Raw genomic sequence first — 20,596 nt, 5'->3', positions numbered from 1 at the left:
TACTTTTATTCTGTTCGTAAACTTTTAACCGGGTTGGCCAATGCGGCTTTTATTGCCTGGAAGCTGACCGTAAAAAATGCGATCAGTAATGCAGCTGCTGCTGCCAATATGAATACCCACGCACTTATATGTATCCTGTAAGCAAAATCTTTCAGCCAGCTATTCATAATCAGCCAGGCTATGGGAGATGCAATAACAATAGCGATCAATACCAGCCTTAAAAAATCTTTCGACAATAACTCCGTGATATTGTATATGCTGGCACCCATTACTTTCCTGATCCCGATTTCTTTTTTACGGCTTTCGATAGTGTAAGTTGTTAACCCAAACAGGCCGAGGCAGGCAATGAAAATAGCCCATATTGAAGCCACGGTAAATAAATGGCCGTATTGCGCTTCTGTTACGTATTGCCTGTTAAAATTCTCATCAGCAAAAAAATATTCAAAAGGGTTGCCGCTGAAATAACTATTATAAATTGTATGCAGGGAAGCGATATTATTCTTCAGGTTGCTTGTAGAAAGGCGCAAAGAAAAATAAGCGCTGCTGTTCTTCGGAAAAAACACAATAGGATTCTATCGCATTCTGCAAACCGGTATGATGATAGTTTTGTATCACTCCAACCACTTGCAACACTTTGCCATCTTTTTGAATTTTAGTTTGCAACGCATCCTGTGCAGATGCAAACCCCATCATTTCAACCGCTCTTTCATTCAGTATCACTTTATCATTATCGCTGGCTTTTACAAGACATTCAGCACTGGAAAAATTTCTGCCTGCTTTTAATTGAGCCTGGTAGGTATTTACATACTTATCATCAATATCCATAATGGAATAAGATCTCTTTTCATCCCCTTTTTTAGAATTTGGTTGCGTAAAGCCGTCTGTTCCATAATTATATCCATTACCGGGTACATTACCAGTTTGCGTGTACGCATTAACGTAACTTTGTTGCGCAATACTGTTCAAAAATGCGGTCTTGCGGTTTTTAAAACTGCTGTCCCTCCCTATTTCCGGTCCCCGTATCACCATTACCTGTTCTGTATTAATGCCCAGCTTTTCTGTTTGCATATATTGCAATTGCTGGTATATAAGCGCCGTGCAGAGTATCAAAGCAATGGAAATGGTGAATTGCCCCACCACCAATGATTTGCGCAGGGTTGCGCCTTTTATTGACCTGGTTAGTTTTGCTTTTATGGTATCGATCGGTTTAAAGCCGGATAGCGCAAATGCGGTATAAGCGCCTGATAAAACTGATCCTGATAACAGTAAGGCCAGTCCAACTACCCACACATAACTATCGCCCAATGTGCTCAATGAAAGTTGCTTATCGATGATACTGTTGAATAATGGCTGCATGAGCTGAATGATGAACAATGCCATTATAAAACCAATGATATTGACCAGAATAGACTCCGTTAAAAACTGGAATACCAATGTGCTTCTCGATGCACCTATTACTTTTCTTACACCAACTTCACCGGCCCGTTTCAAGGCATTGGCGGTAGATAAATTAATATAGTTGAACCAGGCGATAGAGAGTATCAGCAATGCAATTACACTGATGATATACACATATTTTAAATTGCCCGTGGTTTGATAATTATCCTGCAGGGATGCCGCCAGGTGAATATTGGTTAATGGTTGCAGCCGGAACCGGATGCCGTCTTTATCGGGCTTTACTTTATCCCTGAATGCGGTGAGTGTATTTTCAAAAGCTTTATGATCAACACCGTTATTTAAAAGAAAATAAGTTTGTATGAATTGCGACCCGATATTATCCAAAGCGGCCCAGCTGTTATCATTCAGGTTGGCAGGATTTTTAAGTGTCTCTAACGAAAACACCATATCATACTTTATATCCGAATTTTCAGGAATGCTGTAAATACCGCCGACAGTGAAATTTCTTTTTCCGAATTGATTGAACAGCACCAATGATCTTCCCAGTGGATCTTCTTTTCCGAAATATTTTATGGCGGCAGGTTGAGATACGAACACCACATCCGGTTGTTTAAAAGCGCTGGCCTGTCCACGCTTTACCGGGAAGCTGAAAATTCAAAAAAATTGCCTTCTGCGTATCCAATTTTTTCTTCGTGAAATGGTTCGATTCTTATTATCCGCTCTTCCCACTACACCCTGGCCAATGCCATCTTCAAAACGGCAATAGTCCTTTATCTCCGGGAATTTATCTTTTGCCATGGCAGCCCAGCCTGGTTCCACCAGTGGCCATGTTTGGTTTTTGGCATCTTCGTTCAGTAAACGGTAAATATTTTTTTTATCCTTGTGAAAAGCATTCACACTTTTTTCAAAACTAACATACTCCAGTATCAATATAAAAGCAGCGATGCCCATTGCAAGGCCCATTATATTAATAAAGCTGTACAGCTTATTATGCCGGATGCTTCTGAAAGCAATTTTTAGATAATTTACTAACATACCGTTTGGTTTATTCTGTACGTAAACTTTTTACCGGGTTCATCAATGCAGCTTTTACAGCCTGGTAGCTTACTGTTACTGCTGCAACAATAAAGCTGGCGCTGATGGCAGTTACAAAATACCACGCACTGATATTGATGCGGAATTTATAATCCTGTAACCAGGTATGCATGGCCCACCATGCCAATGGCGCAGCTACTAAAAATGCAATGATGATCAAACGTGAGAATTCTTTTCCAAACAACCACAGTATCTGCGCCACACTGCTGCCCAATACTTTTCTTATACCGATCTCTTTTGTTTTTTGTGCAGCCATAAACGATACCAGTCCGTATAAACCAAGGCAGCCAATAAAAATGGCGATGAAAGAAAATACCTGCACCAGTTTCAGCATCAGGTCCTCCGTTTCATAAAAGGCCGCAACATTTGCATCCAGGAATTTAGATTCATAGATACCATTGGGGCTCATTTCACTCCAGGTTTTTTCCAATGCAGCCTGAGTGGCTTTTGCATTCGCCATGTTAATTTTTACAGCAAAAGTTTGATAGAGATTTGAATAAGAAGAGATACAAACTGCGTTGATATCTTCATGGAAAGATTTATCATGAAAATCTTTTACCACACCCACTACCGGGGCCGGGTTGCCATCCACACGCAATGTTTTGCCGATGATCTCACCAGGAGAACGCAGCCCGAGTTTAGCAAGCATTGTTTCATTCACCAGGTATTCTCTTACCGTATCAGAAGGAAAAAAGTTTCTTCCGGCAACCAGCTTCAGGTCAAATGTTGAAAGATAGTTATCATCACCTGCTTTAAAATTTACCCTTGCCGCTTCCGTTTCGGTGCGGTTATCAAATTGCATACTGGTAGACCAGCCACTATTATCGAGCGGTGCTGTAAAACAAAGCGATACTTTTTCTACGCCTGGTATTGTTGCAAAGCGGTTGCGCAAGGGCTCTATTACTGAAGAATCTGCACCCGATGCAAAAGGAATCATCACAATACCATCCTTATTAAAACCAAGGTCAGATTGTTTGGCATATTTCATCTGTCCCATTACTACGATCATACCAATGATCAGTACCTGCGAGATAGCGAATTGTGTTACGATCAGGCTTCTTCTTGTATTCAATCCGCCAACTGATTGCTGTGATAATTTTCCTTTAATGGCCTGCACCGGTTTAAAGCCAGATAAAATAATGCCGGGATAAGAACCCGAAAAGAAAGTTACCAGCACCGCCAGCAATATCATGAATAAGGGCAATTGCCAGCTGCTTAGGATATTCAGGCTTATATGTATGCCGAACCATTCATTTACATAAGGCAATGCCAGCCACGACAGACCATAAGCAATAACAGTGGCAATGATGGTGATCAATCCTGTTTCTGTAATGAACTGCCAGAACAATTGCAATCTTAAACTGCCCAGTGTTTTTCTTACGCCTACTTCTTTGGAACGGTTCAGCGCCTGCGCTGTAGCAAGGTTCACAAAATTTACGCAGGCAGTGATAACAAGGAACAATGCAATGAATGACAGTACCCACAAATTTCTTTTTTCCATGGCGCCGCCATAGTGCGGGTTAAAATGTACATCTGCTAATGGTTGTAATTTATAGTGGTGTACATTCTTGCTGTTGGGGCGGTATTTTTTTACATACGCAGGTAACACATTTTCTACTGATGCAGGAGACACGCCTTTTTTCAATAACGTATAACAATGCATGGCGCTTTGTATACCTCCCCAGGAATCATCTTTTGCCAACCATTCATCATAAGATTTCAATGAAGCATAAGAAACAAATATCTCTGCTTTCTGATCGGTGTTGTCGGGAAGGTCTTTTAAAATACCGGTGATCTTACAATCCACTTTATTATCCAGCCGGAACACTTTATTGATAGGATCTTCATTGCCGAAATATTTTTTTGCAATGCGTTCTGTTACGATCGCGGTATTCGGTTCGTTCAGTGCAGTAGTGATATTTCCTTTTACGAGTGGAAAATTAAAAATGGAAAAATATTCCGGCTCCGTAAAAGCGGCGCCTTCTTTTTCTTTGAATTTCTTTACATCCTTATCATTAGTAATAGTGATCAGTTGCTGATCGAAAGTGGCGATCCTTGCAATTTTTTCTGTGAAGGTGTAATCATTGCGAATGGCATTGCCCAAAGGTGCAGGCACACCATCTGTATAGCTGATATTATCGCGGTGCTGCTCTGTTACAATGCGGTAGATGCGGTTGGCATTGTCATGGAAATTGTCAAAAGAAAGATGGTACTTTACAAGCGAAAAAATAAGTATACCGCAGGTAATGCTCAATGCAAGCCCCATTACGTTGATAAAAGCATAGCTCTTATTCTTTAAAAGATTCCTCCAGGCGATCTTGAAATAATTCTTTATCATGGCGGTAATAATTATTTTATTCTGTTCGTAATGATTTTACAGGATTTGCTATTGCGGCCTTTATAGCCTGGAAGCTTACCGTAAGCAATGCAATGATGATTGCAACAGCTCCTGCAATTAAAAATATAGTCCAGCTGATAGATACCCGGTACGTATAATTTTCCAACCATTTATTCATGGCATACCAGGCAAGCGGCGATGCGATCAGTAATGCAATGAACACCAGCTTTACAAAATCGAGTGATAATAATTGAGTGATATTAAATGCAGAAGCTCCGAGCACTTTTCGTACGCCAATTTCTTTGACCCTGCTTTCTGCCACGTAGGCAGATAAACCAAATAAACCCAGGCAGGATATAATGATCGCTAATGCAGAAAATAATCCTGCAAGGGTTTTGGTTTTTTGTTCATCATTAAACTTAATTGCATATTCCTCGTCCACAAAATGATACTCGAATGGATATGCCGCATTGTAGGTTTTAAATATTTTCTCTGCCTTAGCTAAATTATCAGTTGTACTGTTTGCAGCATTTAATTTTATATGCATCGTATTGAACCAGGCATTGGGCCCCTCTATCACCACCGGTGGAATTTCTTCGTAAGGTGAGCCCGTGATATAATCTTTTACCACACCCACTACAGTCATATTCAGATTTGCATAAGGCCGTTCTATAATTGCCCCGATGGGGTCTTTAAAGCCCATCAGTTTTACAGCAGTTTCATTCAGTATTACCGAAAGACTATCCCCCGGGTATTTATTGATGTCGATATCCCTGCCGGCAATTAATTTTAACCCGGCTGTTTTTACAAAGTCAGCATCCGAGCTGAATATAGTGATCGTGGTATTGGTATCTTTCGGCATTTCTCCTTTCCATCTTAAGCCCCAGGTATGGGTACCGCCTTGTGTAATACCTGTCATGGTTTTAGTTACAGAAGCAGCCACGCCTGCATTCATCAATTCCTGTTTTATCAGCGGGTAATTCTTTTCAATGTCGCCTGCAAAATTTACATGGATAAGATCGTTGCGTGAAAAACCGGTGTCCCTGCTTTGTGCAAATACTACCTGGTTGCGGATAACAATGGTAGAGATGATCAGTACCACAGCAAAAGTGAACTGCAGTACCACCAATACTCTCCTCGGTGTTAATACCGCCTGTGTACTTTTAAATTGTTTTTTAAATATGCTTACCGGTTTAAAAGAAGATAAGTAGAACGCCGGGTAACTACCTGCCAGCAAACTGGTAAACACCACGAAGCCCGATGCAGCCAGCCAGAAATACAAACTGTTATAAGGAACAACCAGCTCTGTATTGATGAGCGTATTAAAATAAGGCAATGTTAATTGTACGATCAATAATCCAATTACACCGGCTAACAATGCTGTTAAAAATGCTTCGGTGATGAACTGGCCGATCAATAAATTCTTCCCGGCACCTGCCACTTTTCTTATGCCTACTTCTTTGGCCCTTTTTTCACTTCTGGCTGTACTCAGGTTCATAAAATTGATACAGGCGATCAGCAGAATGAACGCTGCAATTATCGCAAAGATGCGTACGCTTTCAATACGGCCGGTTACCGGTTTACCATTCTCAAATTCGCTGTACAAATGCCATTGTTTTAAAGGAAACAGGAAATGCGTCCATATTTGTGTACGACCGGTATTGCGCCTGGTAAGGTCTTTTATTTTTTCATTGAATGCTGCTACATTGGTGTTTGGTTTCAGCAATACATACGTAGGTGTATTATTGCTCATCCAGCTGTCGTTGCTATATCCTTCACCTAACTTTTTTAAATAATCCCAGGGCAGCAAGCAATCAAATTCAAAACGGGTATTCGACGGCAGGTCTTTTAAAATCCCTGTAACAGTAAAATTGTCAACGCTGTCAATACGGATCGTTTTTCCCATTGCATCCGTAGTGCCAAATAATTTTTTTGCGAATTTTTCTGTGATCGTGATGGAATAGATATTTGTTAATTGCGCTGCGGTATTACCTTTTACAAGTGGAAAATCGAACATTTGTAAAAATGAGGGATCCACAATACTCGCAGCTACGTTGGTAAAACTTTTATTATCTGCTGTAAAAAGAAAATGCCCCAGATCCTTTACTCTTGTGGCTGCTGCCACTTCAGGATAATTTTGTTTCAGCGCCGGTGCAAGCGGTTGAGATACTACTGGAATTGCAAACGGGTGTCCATCGGTATTACTGGTAAGCCCGTATACTTCATAAAGGTCATCTTTCTTACTGTGAAACTTATCAAAACTTATCTCATGCTGCAACCATAGTAAAATCAGTATAGCCCCTGCCATACCTGCAGCTAACCCAGCAATGTTGATAAAAGAAAAGCTTTTCCCTCTTACCAGGCTTCGCCAGGCTGTTTTGAAATAGTTTTTGAGCATGTTTGTATTTTATTCTGTTCGTAATGATTTTACAGGATTCACCAATGCCGCTTTGATGGCCTGCACACTTACCGTTACAATCGCGATGATCACTGCCACTGCGCCGGCCATTGCAAATAACCACCAGTGCACAGTAGTCCTGTAAGCAAAACCCTGCAGCCACTTATCCATAGCCCAGTAACCAACCGGTACCGCAATGAGTGTACCCAGTAACACAGGTTTCATCAGGTCTTTAGACAACAGGAACACAATATTCTGTATCGATGAACCTAATACTTTCCTCACACCGATCTCTTTGGTTCTTTTAATAGCGGTATAAGATGCCAGGCCAAACAGGCCAAGACATGCAATTGCAATGGCGATCATGGAAAAAACAGTTAACAACGATTCCTGTTTTATCTCTGATTTATATAATTGTCCGAATTTCTCATCCAGGAAAGCATATTCAAATGGATAATCGGGTGCATCAGCCGTGTACAGTTTTTTAATACGCTCAACCGCCGGCGCTACCTGTCCCTGTTTTAATTTGATCAATGCCAGCCGCCTGTCTTCCCTACCGGGAGAAATTACCAGTTCGCCGATCGATTCTTTCAGTGATTTGTAGTGATAGTCTTCCACTACGCCCACAACGGTACGGGGTACACTATCCCACATGGCATTTTTAACCCAGGTACCTACGGCTTGCTCCGGCGTATAGCCTAGTTTTTTTGCAGCAGATCGGTTGATCAACACCGCATTATTGGTATCAGTAGGAAATGACGCAGAGAGATCTCTGCCTGCAATTATTTTTACGCCCAGTGTTTTTACATATTCAAAATCTGCAAATTCTGTATTGAATAACATTTTCTCACCCGGCTTGCCCTGCACTTCAAATCCATATCCATCATGAAAGCCGCCCGGCTCACCACTCATCAGCGATACACTCTGCACCGCAGGATCAGCCTGCAACTGGTTCTTGAATAAAATTTTATTCTCCCATATTTTATTATTGTCCAGCCGTACTATCATGGATTGTTGTTGATCGAAGCCAAGATCGGTACTGCGTACATAGTGCATCTGCGTGGTAACCACTGTTACACTGATAATAAGCAATACTGATATCGCAAACTGGAATACCACCAGCGTTTTGCGGAAGAAGGCGCCGCCCTTGCCGGCTTTTAATTTTCCTTTCAATGATTCAATGGGAGAAAAAGATGATAGCAGCAATGCAGGATAACTGCCGGCAATTAGCCCTACCACAATGATGATGCCCACCACAAAAAGATAGAACCATGACCTGTTCCAGTAAGAAGGTAATTTATAACCGAGGAAGGCGGTATAAGAAGGCATGAACAGCTGCAGCAATCCTAAAGCCAGTATGGTTGCTATTGTTGCAAACAAAAGCGATTCCAGTACAAATTGCCAGGTGAGTTGTTTGCGTACAGCGCCTAATACTTTTCTCAATCCTACTTCTTTAGACCGGTCGGTTGCACGGGCGGTAGCAAGGTTCATAAAATTGATGCAGGCGATCACCAGTATCAATATGGCGATGCTCATAAAAATATAGACCGTTTTTTTGCTGCCGTGCTTCACACTGTCAAAACCTGATTCGCCTTCAAAATAAATTCCTTTCAGCGGGTTGATGGTAAGATCCATTTTAAAACCGCTTTCTTTATAAAACTTTCCCATATACTTATCCATAAAGGCCGGGAATTGTTTTTTCAGTTGTTCAGGGTTTACTTTGGGATTGAGTTGTACATAGGCGAACATGCCGTTGTTCGGCCATTGGTTCATCCACGGTGTGGTACGCCAGTTGCTCAATGGCACTACCATATCAAATTCTAAATGAGAATTTACGGGTACATCTGCAGCGATGCCCGTTACTTTCAAACGCAGGTCTTTATTAAAATCCACTACTTTGCCAATAGGATCCTCGTTGCCAAAATATTTTTTTGCTGCCGAAGCAGTCATCACAATGCTGGTAGGTTCATTCAGTACTGTTGCCGGATCGCCCTTTAACAGGGGGAAGCTAAAAAAGGTAAAAAAATTACTGTCTACCAGGCATATCTTCTTTTCATTGAAAGAAACATTGTTGTAACTCACCAGGTCGTTATCAGGATTTACCCTTACCGTTTGCAGCACTGCATCAGGATAATCATTCTTTAATGCCGTGGCATAAGGTGCAGACACATAAGGTATTTCCCTTTGCTGGCCACTTACCTGTCCCACACGCATCACCCGGTAAATATCCTTCCCGTTCTTATGAAAATCGTCGTAACTGAACTCATTCATAATGAACAGGAAGATCATTAAACAGCAGGTAATGCCCACCGTTAGCCCCAGTATATTGATAAGGGAGAACATTTTCTGTTTCCGGAAATGCTTTACTGCTAATAAAAGATAATTCCTGATCATGGCTTGGTTTATTTATTCTGTACGTAAACTTTTAACGGGATTTGCAATGGCCGCTTTAATGGCATGGAAACTTACCGTGAGTATGGCAATGGCCGTGGCCACCAGGCCTGCCCCGATAAATATCCACCAGTCGATACTGATGCGGTAAGAAAAATCTTCCAGCCATTTATACATGGCCCACCATGCAATGGGTGTTGCTATGATCAGCGCAATGATCACCGGCTTGATAAATTCCCTGGTAATTAAAGTGGCAATACCACCGGTAGTTGCGCCCAGCACTTTGCGGATGCCGATCTCTTTTACTCTTTGACGGATGATGATAAATGCCATACCGAATAACCCCATACAGGAAAGCACAATGGCCACAAATGATGCGATGGAGAACATATCCGACAATCTTTTTTCATTGGTATACCAGCGGTCGATATTTTCTGTAACATAAGAGCCTTTGAATTCTTCACCCGGTTGCACTTCTGCAAAAGCCTTCTTCACAACATCCATCGTGGTGGTGGGATTTTGTGTATTCACCCTTACCAATACGTAACTTACCGGTGAAGTGCTCGTCATACTGATCGTAAGTGGTTCCGCTTTTTCATACATGGAGTATAAATGAAAATCCGGTATCACACCTACAATGGTCCATTTAGGTGAGCTGCTGTCCGCATAAAAACTAAGACCCACTACATCTTTTTCGCCCAGCTGTTTGGCCATGCTTTCCGTTACGATCACGGAGTTGGTGGTATCTGCCACATAGCTGGTGGAAAAATCGCGACCGGCCTTTACCGGTATGTCCAGTGTTTTTAAAATATCATAATCGGCTGACATAAAATCTGTACCGATCGATTTTCCATTATAATCAAAACCATAACTGGTCCTGCTGGTGCTGTTGTCCTGTCCCACACCAAAATTCACATCCGAACCACTCACACTTACCACGCCTGATTGCGAAGCCAGCATAGTACGCATTTTACCAACGATGGCTTTACCCTGTTCGTATTTTTTGATGGGAATGCTGATCATAGATGCGGTATTGTACCCCAGCGGCGCCTTGCGTAAATGCTGGAACTGCTGGTAAATAATAGCAGTGGTACAGATCAGCACGATAGCAATCACAAATTGTGCAACGATCAATGAATTATGGAAAATGCCGGGTTTCTTCAATGATATTTTTCCTTTCAGTATCTCCACCGTTTTTAATTTACCCATAATGAAAGATGGATAACCCGATGCAATGAATGATACCAATACCAGCATTAACAGTACACATAAAATAATAGAAGGCTGGTAAAGCACTGCAATATCAAATTTGGATTGCATCAGTTTATTAAAGCCGCTCATTAAAATAATAGTAGCTGCTACAGCAATGATCATCGAAACAAAAACTGTTACAAAACTTTCACCCCATACCTGCAGCCATACCTGGCGTTTGCCTGCGCCGAGGCATTTGCGTATGCCGATCTCTTTTGTACGGGTAAAGGATAGACCAATATTGAGATTCACAAAATTGAAACAGGCAATAAGGATAATTACAAACGCCACCAGCAATAAAATATACAGGAATGATTCACTTACCGAATTACCGGTTCCCAGTTGTGCACTGAAGTGCAGGTCTTTCAGCGGCAGTATTTTCATACCGGTATAATCACCATTTGCATCCTGGTGATATCCTTTCTTTTTTAAGAACTCAACATCGGTAGGATTGTATTTTTTAGTGAAGTTGCGTAGTTGTTTTTCCACCTGTGCCTGCGTGGTGTTGGCAGAAAGCTGCACGTATACACTATGATGCTGGCTGTTCCACTCATTCTTTAATTCTGTATAACTGGGATCTACTTCTGTACGTACCAATGAGGAAAAACGGATAGAAGAATTATCCGGTGCATCTTTTAATACGGCTGATACCGTAAGGCCGATCCATTTACCGGCTATCTTTACTTCAATATTTTTTCCGATGGGTTCTTCGCTGCCGAATAAATTACCGGCCATTTTTTCACTCAGTACAATACTGCCCACATCAGCCAGCGGATGTTCCTTTGCCCCTTTTACAACAGGAAAACTGAACATGCTGAAAAAATCATCATCTACCAAACTGGTTGTCTGATCCAGCGATTTTTCTTTATACCGCAATTCTCCACCACGGTTTCGGATACGGGTCGATCTTTCGATACCAATGTTTTCACTTTTTACTGTGGATGCTGCAGGATATCCCATCGACGAACTCAGGTTAATACCTTCGGGTGTATTGCCGAAAGTATACAGTTTATAAATCCTGTCCTTATTCGCATGAAACCTGTCAAACGAAAATTCGTTGTACACCATCATGATCAGCAAAATACTGCAGGTAAAAGCTACCGACATTCCGATAACATTAATGGCGGTATGCAGTTTGTTCTTCTGCATATTGCGCCACAATGTTTTTAAATAATTCTTAAACATATTTTCTATTATTCAGTTCTTAAAGATTTTACAGGGTTAGCCAGCGCCGCTTTTATTGCCTGGAAGCTTACGGTAAATAATGCGATCAATAGTGCAATAACAGCCGCAGCTATAAATACCCAGGCGTTGATGTTTATACGATAGGCAAAATCTTCCAGCCATTTATTCATGGCCCACCAGGCCACCGGGAAGGCCAGTATGGATGCAACACCCACCAGTAACAAAAACTCTTTCGACAACATAGCAACCACGTTGCCTACTGAAGCGCCCAGCACTTTACGTATACCAATTTCTTTATTGCGTTGTTCGGCCATATAAGTGGCCAGCCCAAACAAACCCAGGCAGGCTATAACAATTGCCAGCACTGCAAATACAATGGCCAGTGTACCGGCACGCTGTTCACTACGGTACATCTCGTCAAAAGAGTCGCTCATGAACCTATAACTGAAAGGCATAGACGGAGCCAGTTCTTTCCACTTGCTTTCGATCATAGTTATAAGCCCCTTTGTATCGGCTGTATTTATTTTGAAAGATGCCAGCCCCACACTGTTGCGCAGGCGCATACACAAGGGTCCCATTTTCTGCCGCATCGATTCAAAATGAAAATCCTTTACCACGCCAATGATCTGCAAAGCAGTTAACTTACCGTTGTTACCGGTTGGCATGTAAATATTTTTTCCTATCGGATCATCATAACCCAAAAGTTTAGCAGTGGTTTCAGTTATCAGCAATGCGCTGGAATCGCCCCCGAAGTCTTTCGAAAAATTTCTGCCCTTCGCAATTTCCATTCCCATTGTTTTCAGGTAATCATAATCCACCCTCCAGGTCTGCATGTCGATGCTGTTCTTGGTATCCATCACCGCTTCTTTGGAATAAGAATTATCGCTGCGGGAAGAATTGCTTACCGGCAGGTACAATCCAACAGTACCACTCACTACACCCGGCATGGCCAGTACATCATTCTTAAAAGCCTGTATATTATTGTTCAAAGCATAAGCGCCGTCTATCACCAGCACCCTGTCTTTATTGAAACCCAGTTTTTTTGTTTGTATAAAATGCAGCTGGTTATAAACTATAATGGTACCCGTGATCAACATGATAGAGGTGGCAAACTGGAACACCACCAGGCCATTGCGCAGGTTACTTTTTTTAAAGCCCGCTTTGCTGCCTTTTAAAACAACAATGGGTTTGAATTTTGAAAGATACAATGCAGGATAACTGCCCGCCAGCAAACCCACTACAATGGGCAATGCAATAATATAAGGAAGTGTATTACTGCCCAGCAGGTTATTGATATGCAGCGATTTTGCAGCCACATTATTGAACAAAGGCAATACAGCATAAGCGATCAGCACCGCGATACATAATGCGATCATCGCGGTAACAGTTGATTCCACCAGGAATTGTGCGATCAATGTTTTTCTTTCGGTGCCCAGTACTTTTCTTATGCCTACTTCTTTGGCACGCTTGGCACTACGTGCTGTGCTCAGGTTCATAAAATTAATGCAGGCAATAATGAGTATGAACAATGCCACAGCGCCGAAAATATACACGTACTGTATGCTTCCGGCCGGCGTTATTTCAAATGAATAATCGCTGTACAAGTGCAGCTTTGTTAAAGGCAGTAATGAATAGTTGATCTTGTTGCCCAATCTTTCCAGCTCCTCAATACTGCTTACTTTAATGAACTGCTGTGCATAAGGCAGCACATATTTGTTGATGTATGCAGGAAAATTCTTTTCAAAGGCTTTGTAATCGGTGCCGGGTTTCAGTAAAAGATACGTATGAAAATTATGGCTGGTCAACTGTCCCCATTGGTAATTCGCATTCTTCATGGAGAACATCAGGTCGAAATTGAAATGCAAGGTTTGCGGTATGTCTTTTATTATCGCTGTTACTTTATAAGGAGTGGTGTTAGCTGTAGCGTCGTTTTTTACTTCAATGATCTTGCCGATCACATTCACTGCATCAAAATATTTTTTGGCAGTGCTTTCGGTTATCACAACAGTATTCGGTTCGTTCAGTGCAGTTTTTGTATCGCCTTCAATGGCAGGCAATGTAAATACATTAAAAAAAGTAGAATCCACGTACGCTGCACGTGGTTCATTGATGAACTCATTACCTTTTTTTACCAGCTTTGCGCCTTCGTTATTGTATATACGGGTGTATTCTTCTACCTGCGGATAATCTTTTTTCAGCAAACTTCCCATCATGTCAGAAGTCTGCGTCATGTGCATATCGCCACCACCAAAACGCAGATCCGAATTGATCCGGTAGATCCTGTCTGCTTTTTCATTGTACCTGTCGTAACTCAGTTCATTGGTGATATATAAAGTAAGCAATAAACAAGTGGCCAGGCCGATTGCCAGGCCAAAAATGTTTATGGCACTGTACCCTTTATTGTTCCAGAGATTACGCAGGGCGATCTTCAAATAATTTTTAATCATGGCTATACTTTATATAATTAATGAAGCGTTCTGTGTAAAGTGTAAGTTCCGGGGTTGTCTGTCATGGCGTGATAACAACCCCGGGTGTTTACACCATAATATTTTCCACCACGGCCTGTCCATCCAGCATACGGATGATGCGGTGGCTGTACCTTGCATCATGTTCGCTGTGCGTAACCATCACCACGGTAGTACCCTGTTCATTCAGGTCAGTAAGCATCTGCATTACTTCATTACCATTAGATGAATCGAGGTTACCGGTAGGCTCATCGGCCAGGATCAATTTCGGATTATTCACAACCGCCCTTGCTACGGCTACACGTTGCTGTTGTCCGCCCGAAAGCTGTTGCGGGTAGTGATTGCGGCGGTGCATGATCTGCACTTTATCCAATACCTCTTCCACCCTTTTCTTCCTGTCGGCTGCTTTTACACCGGTGTATATCAATGGCAGTTCCACATTTTCAAAAACGGTCAGTTCATCTATCAGGTTAAAACTCTGGAACACAAAACCAATATTGCGCTTGCGCAGGTCGGCCCTTTTTCTTTCATTGAATTTTGCCACTTCTATACCGTTAAAAATAAAACTGCCGGCATCAGGATCATCCAGTAAACCTAAAATATTCAGCAAGGTGGATTTACCACAACCCGAAGGGCCCATGATCGCTACAAACTCGCCTTCTTTTACTTCGATGGAAAGTTTATTGAGCGCCACGGTTTCCACTTCTTCAGTGCGGTAGATCTTTTCGAGGTTAGAGATCTTTATCATAGTTATACTTTTGCTTTTAAGATTTATATAGTTGGCAAACTGTTTTAAATAAGGGTGAAAGGAAAAGGTCTTAAACCACTGTCCCCCTCCTGCTCAAATTCTGTTTCTGATGGCTGTGCCACCTGTTTCTTTTTTTGAAAAGAAGGCATGCTGCATTTGGTATCGCAGGCACTCGCAACATTACTTTTTAGTGTGGGCAAACACACCTGCAATGCTACCAGCAATGACAGTAAAAGAAGATGCTTTTTCATAACAATAGTTTTAAAATTTTCTGTTCGTTTTCAATATCATACCAATCATCCGCTTCGGTAATTCCCCCCTTCGGTAATTCTCCCGGAATTTATCCCGCCCCAGGCGGGAGGGGGCTAGGGGGTTACTCCTTCTTCAACACCAACTCCTGCATATTACCATAATTCTCATAGCTGGATGTCACCACTTTATCACCCGGTTGCAATCCCTGCAATACCTGGAAGTAATCCGGGCTTTGTAATCCCAATTGTATATCCACTTTATAAGCGGTCTTTCCATCTTCACTTACTTTAAATATCCAGTTACCGCCTGTTTGTTGAAAGAAACCACCTTTAGGTAATAACAACGCCTGCATCTCATCGCTTAATGCCAGTCTTATCTGCAAAGTCTGTCCGCGGCGGATGCCCTGCGGAATAGAATCATCAAATGCCATATCCACCTGGAAACTTCCATTGGTGATCTGTGCAAATATTTTCTTGATCGTGAGTTTATAATCTTTACCCGCAAGATTAGCAGTGCCTTTCAAACCAATAAAGATCCTGTTGCTGTAATGCTCATCCACATTCACCCTTACTTTAAAACCACCCATTACATCTATCTGTCCCAAACGTTCGCCTTTATTTTTTGATTGACCTATTTCTGCATCCAGCGATGTCAACTGTCCATCCACCGGTGCCCGTACAATCAGGTCGCCTACTTTTTTACGCATTACCTGCAAAGCATTTTGTGTGCGGCTGTAAGTTTGTCCGGCCTGGCCTGCTTCCTGCTTTACCGATGCAGAATCTTTTTTAAGGATCTCCTGCGCCAGCATTTTCTTTTGCAGTTGATAATTATAATTATTTTCCGATTGCCTGAATTCCTGCGAACCGATCACTTTTTCTTCGTACAGTTTTTTATTCAGTTTATAAGTACGCTCTGCTTCTTTCAACTGGTTATCTACATCGGTCATTTGATTCAGCTTACCAATGGTATTTTGTTGCGCCGCATTTTTACTGATTTGCATTTGCGTTAACAGGTTGAACACCGATGTTTCCTGGTTGATCAAACTCAGCTCCAGGTCGGTATTGCTCAATCTTAAAATGGGCTGGTCTTTTTTCATCATCGCACCATCTTCCACGTATCTTTCTTCCACCCGGCCGCCTTCCAGCGCATCCAGGTAAATAGTGGTAACCGGCATCACCACACCATTAACAGGTATATTTTCCTGGAAAGGCCCTTTTTTAATTTCACTGATGGTGATACGATCCGTGTTCACATTCAGTTTGGATTTACCAGAAGTGAAGTACCAGCTAAAGAACACCAGTGCCACCAGCGCCACTATCCCGGCTATCATCAGTACCCGTTTTTTGGTCCACGTCTTTTTTTCAATTACTCTGTCCATATTGATTTTCCAAAATTTAATTGCCTGTATCGTTTCCGCAGGCTGTTTTGCCGCTATACAATAAGCAATGCTGTGCCAAAAGGTTTTGATTTGGTTATCAGCCAATTATACAGGTATAGTTTTATGCCTTGTCCGCTTTTGTTACAACAAGTGTACGGTTTTGATACAGTTTGGTTTTGCCTGTTTTTTTTATAAAAAATTCATTACCAAATGCTTCCAAATATGGTATAATTGTGGAAGAAATGAGGTAACAGAAAAAATTACCTTGCAACAGATAACCGATAACATGATTTTAAAGAACGCCTCAATATTAATTGTTGATGATGATACAGATGTACTGACCGCTGTTAAATTATTGCTGAAAAGAGAAGTAAAGGAAGTGGTGACCGAAAAGAACCCGGAAATGATCCGCTCGCTGGTATCGCAAAAAAAATTCGATGTGATCCTGCTCGACATGAATTTCAACAGCAGCATCAACACCGGCAACGAAGGCATCTTCTGGCTAAAAAAGATACGGGAGCTGGATGAACAGGTGGGCGTGATCATGATCACGGCTTACGGTGATATAGATCTTGCAGTGCGTTCATTAAAAGAAGGCGCTTCTGATTTTATCATCAAACCCTGGCACAACGAAAAACTGGTATCCACCATTACCGAGATACTGGCCAAAAAAGGCAGTGGTAAATCCGGCACCGCAAAAGTAAACGGTGATGCTATCATCGGCAAAAAATTACTGGGCGAGTCGGAATTGATGCAGGATATATTTTACAAGATCGACAAGATTGCTCCCACCGATGCCAATGTATTGATACTGGGCGAAAATGGCACCGGTAAAGAACTGATAGCACAGGCCATTTACCAAAAATCATTGCGTGCTGATAAACCTTTTGTAAGGGTGGATGTAGGCGCACTCACCGAATCGCTTTTTGAAAGTGAATTATTTGGTCATAAAAAAGGTGCGTTTACGGACGCCCGTGATGACAGGATGGGAAGATTTGAAGCAGCGAATGATGGTACCTTGTTTCTGGATGAGATCGGCAATATTTCCCTGCAGCAGCAGGCCAAATTATTATCTGCTTTGCAGAACCGGCAGGTAACCCGCCTGGGCAGTAACCAGCCCATACCGGTAAACATCCGCCTGATATGCGCCACCAACCTGCCTTTGAGCGAACTGGCCAATGAGAACCGCTTTCGTAAAGATTTAGTGTATCGCATCAATACTGTAGAGATCACCATACCACCGTTAAGAAGAAGGATCGATGATATTCCATTACTGGCAGCACATTATGCAAAGATCTATGCAGATAAATATATTAAGCCTGTACCCGAGTTTGATGCAAAATGTATTGAAAAACTGCAACGCTATCATTACCCCGGTAATGTGCGGGAACTGCAGTACAGTATTGAAAGAGCGGTGATAATGGCAGAAGGGAGTTTATTACAGGCCGATGATATCATCTTCTCCCCGCTGGAATCGGCAGAAGCTACCAGCGAAGAAGACCGTGATCTTAAATTGAGCACGATCGAAAAGAACACTATTCTTCGTGTGATAGAAAAACATAACGGCAACATTTCAAAAGCGGCCAAGGAACTGGGCATTACCCGTACAGCACTGTACCGCAGATTAAGCAAATATGACCTATAAAAAATACGACTGGACCTTACTACTGAGGATATTTTTGTTGTTTGCAACATTAAGCGGTACTGCTTTTTTACTCAGCAGCGGGTTATACATTTATATGGTAGTGCCTGTACTGGTTATTATCATACAGGTGGTAGATCTTTTCCGTTTTACCAACAAAAGCAACGAAGAGCTGGACCAGTTTGTAGAGTCTATCCATTACCGTGACTTCTCCCGCCACTTCGACGAAAAGAATGCACCTGTCGCAGTGCAGCCATTACGCAAGGGTTTTAACGAGATCAACAGTACTTTCAAGATCATCAGTAAGGAAAGAGAAACACAATACCAATACCTGCAAAAGATACTGGAACTGGTGGACACCGGCATACTTTCTTACGAACACCAGTCGGGCGAAGTGATGTGGATGAATGAATCGTTAAAAAGATTGCTTAACATTCCTTATCTCAAAACTATTCACTCGCTGCAAAAGCGGGAACCGCAGGTATATGAAGAGATCGTATCACTGAAACCGGCGGAACCCAAGATCGCCACCATCGTTTCTGACAAGAATAACCTGAAGGTATTGTTATCAGCCACCGCATTTCAAACCGACGGCAGGTTGTATAAACTGGTGGCATTTCAAAACATCAACGAAGCGCTGGATGAAACAGAATCCAAGGCATGGCAAAAATTACTGAGCGTGATGACACACGAGATCATGAATTCCGTAGCGCCTATTTCATCACTTGCAGACACCTTAAAGAACCGCCTGCAGTTATCATTAAAAGACCTCAACAACAATTCCGGTTCGGTGGAAGATCTTGAATTGGGTATTGAGACCATCAAACGCCGCAGCGAAGGGTTATTAAAATTCACTGAAACGTACCGCAATCTGAATAAGATCACCACGCCCAATGTAAAAAAGATACTGGTAAGGGATATGTTCGAAAATCTTCATCACCTGATGGAACCCACGCTGGAACAGAAACACATCGAACTGGAAATTATTTTAAAAGATCCTGACCTGGTGCTGGAGGCAGATGCCAACCTGATTGAACAGGTGCTCATCAATTTAATTGTAAACGCCACCGATGCGGTAAAGGAATCTGCCAACCCCCGCATCCTGCTATCCGCTTACATTACACCCAACAATAAAGTAGTGATAAAAGTGGCTGACAATGGTATCGGCATAGCGCCCGATGTGATGGATAAAATATTTGTACCCTTCTTCAGCACCCGTAAATCGGGCAGTGGTATTGGTTTAAGCCTTTGCAAGCAGATCATGATGCTGCACAAGGGCACCATCAAAGTACAAAGCACCGAAGGTGAGGGCACGGCGTTCTTCCTTTTCTTTTAAAGCCTTTGCAAAACACGCATTTACCACAACAGTAGTATTTTTTACAACCCATAAAAAACTACATTTGCAATACCATGCCAATAAAAGTTGCCATAGCAGAAGATATAGATGATATCCGTAACGGGCTGCAATTGATCATTAACAGCACCGAAGGTTACAGCTGCGATTGTGTTTGCAAAAATGGCAATGAAGCAATAGAAAAAATTGCGCAGAACAAACCAGATGTGGTATTAATGGATATCAATATGCCGGGCATCAATGGTGTGGAAGCCGTAAGGATATTGAAACAGCAGTTACCTGCCACGCAGTTCCTGATGTGTACGGTGTATGAAGAAGATGAACATATTTTTGATTCATTAAAAGCCGGCGCCACCGGTTATATCCTCAAAAAAACACAGCCCGCAAAATTGCTGGAAGCCATTACAGAGATTTACAACGGCGGCAGCCCCATGAGCAGCACCATTGCACGCAAGGTAATGGTATCTTTTGCCGATAATAAAGTAAAACAACCCATCGACGATCTTACCGAAAGGGAAAAAGAGATTCTCAATCAACTCGCCCGTGGCATGCAGTACAAAGCCATTGCCGCACAACTCTCCTTAAGCGTTGAAACCGTGCGTACCCACATACGCAACATTTACGAAAAATTACAGGTGCACAATAAGCAGGAAGCAATACAGAAAGCGTACAGTAATGAATAATTAATAATGAACAATTAA

At 42.1% G+C, this 20,596-nt stretch carries 14 protein-coding genes; 3 read left to right on the top strand and 11 right to left on the bottom strand.

Annotation, left to right across the window (positions count from 1 at the left end; genetic code table 11):
- Positions 1 to 5 precede the first annotated feature (5 nt).
- From QM738_RS10205 to QM738_RS10155, 11 genes are all read right to left on the bottom strand, one after another.
- On the bottom strand, positions 6 to 527 hold the full coding sequence (locus tag QM738_RS10205; RefSeq protein WP_462276590.1) for an ABC transporter permease: 522 nt from the start codon (positions 525 to 527) through the stop codon (positions 6 to 8).
- Complete coding sequence (locus QM738_RS10200) at positions 496 to 2,052, bottom strand: ABC transporter permease (protein ID WP_462276714.1); 1,557 nt, start codon at positions 2,050 to 2,052, stop codon at positions 496 to 498. The genes QM738_RS10205 and QM738_RS10200 overlap by 32 nt, the downstream gene beginning before the upstream one ends.
- Entirely contained in the window at positions 2,053 to 2,433 is a 381-nt protein-coding gene (locus tag QM738_RS10195; RefSeq protein WP_462276589.1) for an ABC transporter permease, read from the bottom strand.
- Between the two features lie 10 nt (positions 2,434 to 2,443).
- Positions 2,444 to 4,831, bottom strand: coding sequence for an ABC transporter permease (locus QM738_RS10190; protein WP_462276588.1), 2,388 nt, complete (start codon positions 4,829 to 4,831; stop codon positions 2,444 to 2,446).
- A 16-nt stretch (positions 4,832 to 4,847) separates the two neighbouring features.
- Positions 4,848 to 7,229 (bottom strand): ABC transporter permease, encoded by a 2,382-nt coding sequence (locus QM738_RS10185; protein ID WP_462276587.1) that lies wholly within the window; start codon positions 7,227 to 7,229, stop codon positions 4,848 to 4,850.
- 9 nt (positions 7,230 to 7,238) lie between these two features.
- Positions 7,239 to 9,623, bottom strand: a complete 2,385-nt coding sequence (locus QM738_RS10180; protein WP_462276586.1) for an ABC transporter permease — start codon at positions 9,621 to 9,623, stop codon at positions 7,239 to 7,241.
- 12 nt (positions 9,624 to 9,635) lie between these two features.
- Positions 9,636 to 12,056, bottom strand: coding sequence for an ABC transporter permease (locus QM738_RS10175; protein WP_462276585.1), 2,421 nt, complete (start codon positions 12,054 to 12,056; stop codon positions 9,636 to 9,638).
- A gap of 8 nt (positions 12,057 to 12,064) precedes the next feature.
- The gene (locus tag QM738_RS10170) at positions 12,065 to 14,503 is read right to left on the bottom strand and encodes an ABC transporter permease (protein ID WP_462276584.1); all 2,439 of its coding nucleotides are present in this window, start codon (positions 14,501 to 14,503) and stop codon (positions 12,065 to 12,067) included.
- 88 nt (positions 14,504 to 14,591) lie between these two features.
- Complete coding sequence (locus QM738_RS10165) at positions 14,592 to 15,269, bottom strand: ABC transporter ATP-binding protein (protein WP_462276583.1); 678 nt, start codon at positions 15,267 to 15,269, stop codon at positions 14,592 to 14,594.
- 44 nt (positions 15,270 to 15,313) lie between these two features.
- On the bottom strand, positions 15,314 to 15,520 hold the full coding sequence (locus QM738_RS10160; RefSeq protein ID WP_462276582.1) for a hypothetical protein: 207 nt from the start codon (positions 15,518 to 15,520) through the stop codon (positions 15,314 to 15,316).
- Positions 15,521 to 15,642: 122 nt separating this feature from the next.
- Entirely contained in the window at positions 15,643 to 16,899 is a 1,257-nt protein-coding gene (locus tag QM738_RS10155; protein WP_462276581.1) for an efflux RND transporter periplasmic adaptor subunit, read from the bottom strand.
- 286 nt (positions 16,900 to 17,185) lie between these two features.
- Here QM738_RS10155 and QM738_RS10150 point away from each other — a divergent pair, with 286 nt between their 5' ends.
- The 3 genes from QM738_RS10150 (at position 17,186) to QM738_RS10140 (ending at position 20,578) form a co-directional block, all read left to right on the top strand.
- Complete coding sequence (locus QM738_RS10150; RefSeq protein ID WP_462276580.1) at positions 17,186 to 18,544, top strand: sigma-54-dependent transcriptional regulator; 1,359 nt, start codon at positions 17,186 to 17,188, stop codon at positions 18,542 to 18,544.
- Positions 18,534 to 19,877, top strand: coding sequence for a sensor histidine kinase (locus tag QM738_RS10145; protein ID WP_462276579.1), 1,344 nt, complete (start codon positions 18,534 to 18,536; stop codon positions 19,875 to 19,877). The genes QM738_RS10150 and QM738_RS10145 overlap by 11 nt, the downstream gene beginning before the upstream one ends.
- 74 nt (positions 19,878 to 19,951) lie before the next feature.
- Positions 19,952 to 20,578: a response regulator gene (locus QM738_RS10140; RefSeq protein ID WP_462276578.1), complete on the top strand. Its 627-nt coding sequence runs from the start codon at positions 19,952 to 19,954 to the stop codon at positions 20,576 to 20,578.
- Positions 20,579 to 20,596: the final 18 nt, after the last annotated feature.

The organism is Ferruginibacter sp. (genome assembly GCF_049840995.1).
GTDB lineage: Bacteria > Bacteroidota > Bacteroidia > Chitinophagales > Chitinophagaceae > Ferruginibacter.
This window is presented reverse-complemented; position numbering and strand designations above follow the sequence as displayed.

What these genes read in the sequence shown, in the direction of transcription:
- QM738_RS10195 (WP_462276589.1), bottom strand. Translation starts at nt 2,433, where the DNA reads ATGTTAGTAAATTATCTAAAAATTGCTTTCAGAAGCATCCGGCATAAT.
- QM738_RS10190 (WP_462276588.1), bottom strand. Translation starts at nt 4,831, where the DNA reads ATGATAAAGAATTATTTCAAGATCGCCTGGAGGAATCTTTTAAAGAAT.
- QM738_RS10185 (WP_462276587.1), bottom strand. Translation starts at nt 7,229, where the DNA reads ATGCTCAAAAACTATTTCAAAACAGCCTGGCGAAGCCTGGTAAGAGGG.
- QM738_RS10180 (WP_462276586.1), bottom strand. Translation starts at nt 9,623, where the DNA reads ATGATCAGGAATTATCTTTTATTAGCAGTAAAGCATTTCCGGAAACAG.
- QM738_RS10175 (WP_462276585.1), bottom strand. Translation starts at nt 12,056, where the DNA reads ATGTTTAAGAATTATTTAAAAACATTGTGGCGCAATATGCAGAAGAAC.
- QM738_RS10170 (WP_462276584.1), bottom strand. Translation starts at nt 14,503, where the DNA reads ATGATTAAAAATTATTTGAAGATCGCCCTGCGTAATCTCTGGAACAAT.
- QM738_RS10165 (WP_462276583.1), bottom strand. Translation starts at nt 15,269, where the DNA reads ATGATAAAGATCTCTAACCTCGAAAAGATCTACCGCACTGAAGAAGTG.
- QM738_RS10160 (WP_462276582.1), bottom strand. Translation starts at nt 15,520, where the DNA reads ATGAAAAAGCATCTTCTTTTACTGTCATTGCTGGTAGCATTGCAGGTG.
- QM738_RS10155 (WP_462276581.1), bottom strand. Translation starts at nt 16,899, where the DNA reads ATGGACAGAGTAATTGAAAAAAAGACGTGGACCAAAAAACGGGTACTG.
- QM738_RS10150 (WP_462276580.1), top strand. Translation starts at nt 17,186, where the DNA reads ATGATTTTAAAGAACGCCTCAATATTAATTGTTGATGATGATACAGAT.
- QM738_RS10145 (WP_462276579.1), top strand. Translation starts at nt 18,534, where the DNA reads ATGACCTATAAAAAATACGACTGGACCTTACTACTGAGGATATTTTTG.
- QM738_RS10140 (WP_462276578.1), top strand. Translation starts at nt 19,952, where the DNA reads ATGCCAATAAAAGTTGCCATAGCAGAAGATATAGATGATATCCGTAAC.